The sequence below is a fragment of the Nocardia amamiensis genome (assembly GCF_015477605.1).
Taxonomy (GTDB): Bacteria; Actinomycetota; Actinomycetes; order Mycobacteriales; family Mycobacteriaceae; genus Nocardia; species Nocardia amamiensis_A.
In genome coordinates, this window is sequence record NZ_JADLQX010000092.1 from 1 (window position 1) to 5,146 (window position 5,146).

At 65.0% G+C, this 5,146-nt stretch carries 1 protein-coding gene; it reads left to right on the forward strand.

Annotation, left to right across the window (positions count from 1 at the left end; translation table 11 throughout):
• Window positions 1–5,146 (forward strand): non-ribosomal peptide synthetase (locus IU459_RS36545; protein ID WP_195134158.1); only part of this gene is annotated, 5,146 nt, incomplete at both ends.

Below are 5,146 nucleotides of genomic sequence, written 5' to 3' on the forward strand. Positions count from 1 at the left end.
GCCTCCGCCGACACCCGGCTACACCTGACCATCAAATACCACCCCGACCTCTTCGACACCACCACCGCCACCACCCTCCTACACCGCACCACCCACACCCTCCACACCATCACCACCCACACCACAACCCCGGTGGCGCGGGTGGACCTGCTTTCGGAGACAGAACACCGGCAGCTCGCCACGGGTAGGACATCCACGGTGGTCGAGGTGCCGGATGCCACACTGAGTGATTTGTTCGACGCCCAGGTGGCTCGCACCCCTGATGCGGTCGCGGTGGTGTGCGGGGACGTGCGATTGACCTATGCGGAACTCGATGCGCGGATCAACCGGCTCGCGCGGTTGTTGATCGCCCGAGGTGTAGGTCCGGAGACACACGTGGCGGTGGCGATGCGTCGGTCGATCGACCTGCTGGTCGGGATGTATGCGATCGTCAAGGCCGGTGGCGCGTACGTGCCGCTCGACCCTGATCACCCCGCCGAACGCATCGAGCATGTCCTGAACACGGTGCACCCGTTGTGCGTGCTGACTACCTGCGGTGACCGGAACCTGCCGGTGACGACCACCAGCCCGGTGCTGCAGATCGACACACGCGCGATGTCGGGGGATCCTTCTCCGATCACCGACACCGACCGGATATCACCGCTGCGACCACAGAACATTGCGTATGTGATCTTCACGTCAGGATCCACCGGGGTGCCCAAGGGTGTGGCCCTTACTCACCGTGCCACGGTGAGTCAGCTGTCGTGGGCGCAGTCGCGGTACCCGCTCGACGGCAACGATGTGGTGTTGCACAAGACGCCGATCACATTCGACATATCGGTATGGGAGTTGTTCTGGCCCTTACAGGTTGGGGCACGAGTGGTGATCGCCGCACCCGACGGCCACCGCGATCCAGCGTATCTGGCGCGAACCATAGACAGCGAGGCGGTGACGACGGTGCATTTCGTGCCGTCGATGCTGGCGGCGTACATGGCCACGGTGCCCGCCCCGCTGGGTTCCAGTGTGCGCCGGGTCTTCGCCGCCGGGGAAGCGCTGTCCAGGGACACCGCCGACCGTTTCACCAGGTACTGCGATGCGGAGCTGTACAACTGGTACGGCCCGGCGGAGGTCGAAGTAGTCACCGCGTGGGAATGCAGACCCGGTGACACCGCGGCGACGGTGCCCATCGGGGCGCCGGTCTGGAACACCGCAACATACGTACTGGATACGTATCTGCGACCGGTTCCTGTGGGCGTTTCAGGAGAGTTGTATCTGGCTGGGGTGCAGTTGGCGCGGGGCTATCACGGTCGGCCGGGCCTGACGGCGGGTGGGTTCGTGGCGGATCCGTTCGGCGGGTCGGGGGAGCGGATGTACCGGACGGGGGATCTGGTGCGGTGGCGTGTGGATGGGCAGTTGGAGTATGTGGGGCGCAGTGATTTCCAGGTCAAGCTGCGGGGGTTCCGGATCGAGTTGGGGGAGATCGAGTCGGCGCTTGCCCGGCACGACGCGGTGGCGCGGGCGGTGGTGGTGGTCCGCGGCGAGGGTGGGGTCGACCGCCTGATCGGATACGTCGTCCCGGAGTCGGGGGTGGAGATCGACACGGTCGAGGTGTTGACGTTCGTGCGGTCGGTGGTGCCGTCGTACATGGTGCCCACGGCCGTGGTGGTGCTCGACGAGTTCCCATTGAATACTTCGGGGAAGTTGGACCGGAAGGCGTTGCCGGCGCCGATATTCGAGCCGGTGGTGTTCCGGGCGCCGGTGACTGCGGTGGAGCAGGTGGTGGCGGAGGTGTTCGCCGAGGTGCTCGGGGTGGAGCGAATCGGTGTCGATGACGATTTCTTCGCGTTGGGTGGCAACTCATTGATCGCGACGAGGTTGGTGTCGCGGGTGGGTGCGGCGGTGGATGCGCGGGTGCCGGTGCGGGAGGTGTTCGAGGCATCGACGGTGGGGGCGTTGGCGGCGCGGGTGGGTGCGCATGCCGGCGAGGGCGGTCGTAGAGCCCTGCGGTCGCAGCCGCGTCCGGATTGTATTCCGCTGTCGCTGGCGCAGCAGCGGATGTGGTTCCTCAACCGGTTCGACCCCGACTCCGCTGCCTACAACATTCCGGTCGCACTCCGTTTGTCCGGGTCGCTCGATGTGGACGCCCTACGAGCGGCGGTCGAGGACCTCATCGACCGACACGAAACACTGCGCACGGTCTACCCTGAGGTCGACGGCACCGCCCACCAGGTGGTCCTTCCTGTTGGCCAGTGTATTCCGGATCTCACATTGCGGGTTGTCCCCGAATCCGATCTCCTCGAGGAAATCGCTGAGTTCGTGTCGGCCGGGTTCGACGTGACCGAGCAGATCCCGTTGCGTGGAATGTTGATCCGAGAAGCCGAAGCAGATAACCGGTTCGTCTTGGTCTTCGTGGTCCATCACATCGCCGCGGACGGGTGGTCGATGCGGCCGCTGGCGCGGGATGTGATGGTGGCCTATGCGGCACGGTCGCGGGGCGAGGTGCCGGCGTGGGTGCCGCTCGAGGTGCAATACGCGGACTACGCGCTGTGGCAGCGAGAGGTTCTGGGCAGCGAAAACGATCCGAAGTCACGGATTTCCCAGCAACTCGACTACTGGAAGTCCGTGTTGGCTGGAATTCCTGATCAATTGGATCTGCCAGCGGACCGTCCGCGGCCCGCGGTGCAGTCGTTCGAGGGTGCACGGATCGATTTCACCATCGACACGCGCCTGCATCGACTGCTGAACATGCTTGCGCGGGAACACAATGCGACGCTGTTCATGGTGATGCACACAGCGTTCGCGACATTACTCGCCAGGATGTCGCGGACCAATGACATCGTGATCGGCACGCCGATCGCCGGTCGTGGTGACGCGGCGCTCGAGGATCTGGTCGGCATGTTCGTCAACACTTTGGTGTTGCGGACGGAGGTGGATCCCGCCCAGAGCTTCGTCGATCTGCTTGCGCGGGTGCGGGCGTCGGACCTCGGAGCGTTCGAACACGCAGAGATACCATTCGAGAGTTTGGTGGCGGCGCTCAATCCGGACCGATCGACGGCGCGACAGCCGTTGGCGCAGGTCGGTTTCTCTTTCCAGAACCTCGCGTCGAGCGCACTCGAACTCAAAGGTTTGTCCGTCGACGCGGTCGATTTCTCCTCGAACATATCGCAGTACGACCTGCACCTGATCGCGGCGGACACCTACGACGAGCATGGGACCGCGGCCGGTATCGGTGCCACCATCACTTATACGACAGCGCTGTTCAATGCCTCGACGGTGCGTTCGTTCGCGGATCGGTTCGTCCGGGTTCTCGAGGCCGTGGTTGCGGATCCGTCGGTGCCGGTGGGCGATATCGAGATCCTCGCCGCCGCCGAGCGGGAGTTTGTGCTCGAGTCGTGGAACGACACCGGTCGTGCGGTACAGGCGGGGGCGACGTTGGTGTCGTTGTTCGACGTGCAAGTTACGGCCGATCCGGCTGCGACGGCGCTGGTGTTCGAGGGCGGGAAACTGTCGTACGGTGAGTTCGATGCTCGGGTCAACCGACTTGCGCGCAAGCTCATCAGTGACGGTGTGGGGCCGGAGTCATTGGTGGGGTTGGCGATCCGCCGGTCGGTGGATCTGTTGGTGGGAATGTACGCGGTCGCCAAGGCAGGTGGCGGGTATGTGCCGATCGATCCGGATCAGCCGGCGGAGCGGACACGGTTGATCTTGGAGACGAGCGCGCCGGTATGCGTGCTCACGACCGCGCGCGACCATTTCGAGGTCCCGGATGACCTCGCGGTCTTGCATGTCGACACTGTAAATCTCACAGAGTTCGATGCGTCCGCGGTGTCGGATGCGGATCGGCTCGCGCCGTTACGGCCGGGGAACACAGCGTATGTGATCTTCACGTCCGGCTCGACCGGCATTCCGAAGGGTGTATCCGTCAGCCACCGTGCCGTGGTGAATCAGTTGGAGTGGATCAAGCACGAATTCGGGTTCGATGCGTCTGATGTGGCGTTGCTCGAGACGGCGGCGACGTTCGATTTGTCAGTGTGGGAATTCTGGTCGGCGTTGGTCTCAGGCGGCCAGTTGGTGATCGCACGGGCCGACGCTCACCAGGAGCCGGATTATCTGCTCGAGTTGATTCGGGCAGAGGGAGTGACGACGTTGCACGTGGTGCCGTCGATGTTGTCGACGCTGATGACGACTGGCGGTGGTGGTGGCGTGTCGGAGTCGTTGCGGCGGGTCCTCGCGATCGGTGAGGCGTTGCCGACCGCCACGGCACAGGCGTTCCGCTTGGCGAACACGAGTACGGCGCTATTGAACTTGTATGGTCCGACGGAGGCTGCGGTATCGGTGACGTCGCACGAGGTGACGGATGCGGATGCCGTGGGTGTGCCGATCGGATCACCGGAGTGGAACACTCGCGTGTATGTCCTCGACGGTCGGCTCCGGGCGGTGCCGGTGGGGGTGGTGGGTGAGTTGTATTTGGCGGGTGTGCAGTTGGCGCGGGGGTATCACGGTCGGCCGGGCCTGACGGCGGGTCGGTTTGTGGCGTGTCCGTTCGGGGTGGCGGGGGAGCGGATGTATCGGACGGGGGATTTGGTGCGGTGGCGTGTGGATGGGCAGTTGGAGTATGTGGGGCGCAGTGATTTTCAGGTGAAGCTGCGGGGGTTCCGGGTGGAGTTGGGGGAGATCGAGTCGGCGCTTGCCCGGCACGACGCGGTGGCGCGGGCGGTGGTGGTGGTCCGCGGCGAGGGTGGGGTCGACCGCCTGATCGGATACGTCGTCCCGGAGTCGGGGGTGGAGATCGACACGGCCGAGGTGTTGACGTTCGTGCGGTCGGTGGTGCCGTCGTACATGGTGCCCACGGCCGTGGTGGTGCTCGACGAGTTCCCATTGAATACTTCGGGGAAGGTGGACCGGAAGGCGTTGCCGGTGCCGATATTCGAGCCGGTGGTGTTCCGGGCGCCGGTGACTGCGGTGGAGCAGGTGGTGGCGGGGGTGTTCGCGGAGGTGTTGGGGGTGGAGCGGGTGGGGCTCGACGACGATTTCTTCGCGTTGGGAGGCAACTCGTTGCTGGCGACGCAGCTGGTGTCGCGGGTGGGTGCGGCGATCGATGCGCGGGTGCCGGTGCGGGAGGTGTTCGAGGCCTCGACGGTGGGAGCGCTGGCGGCGCGGGCGGCCG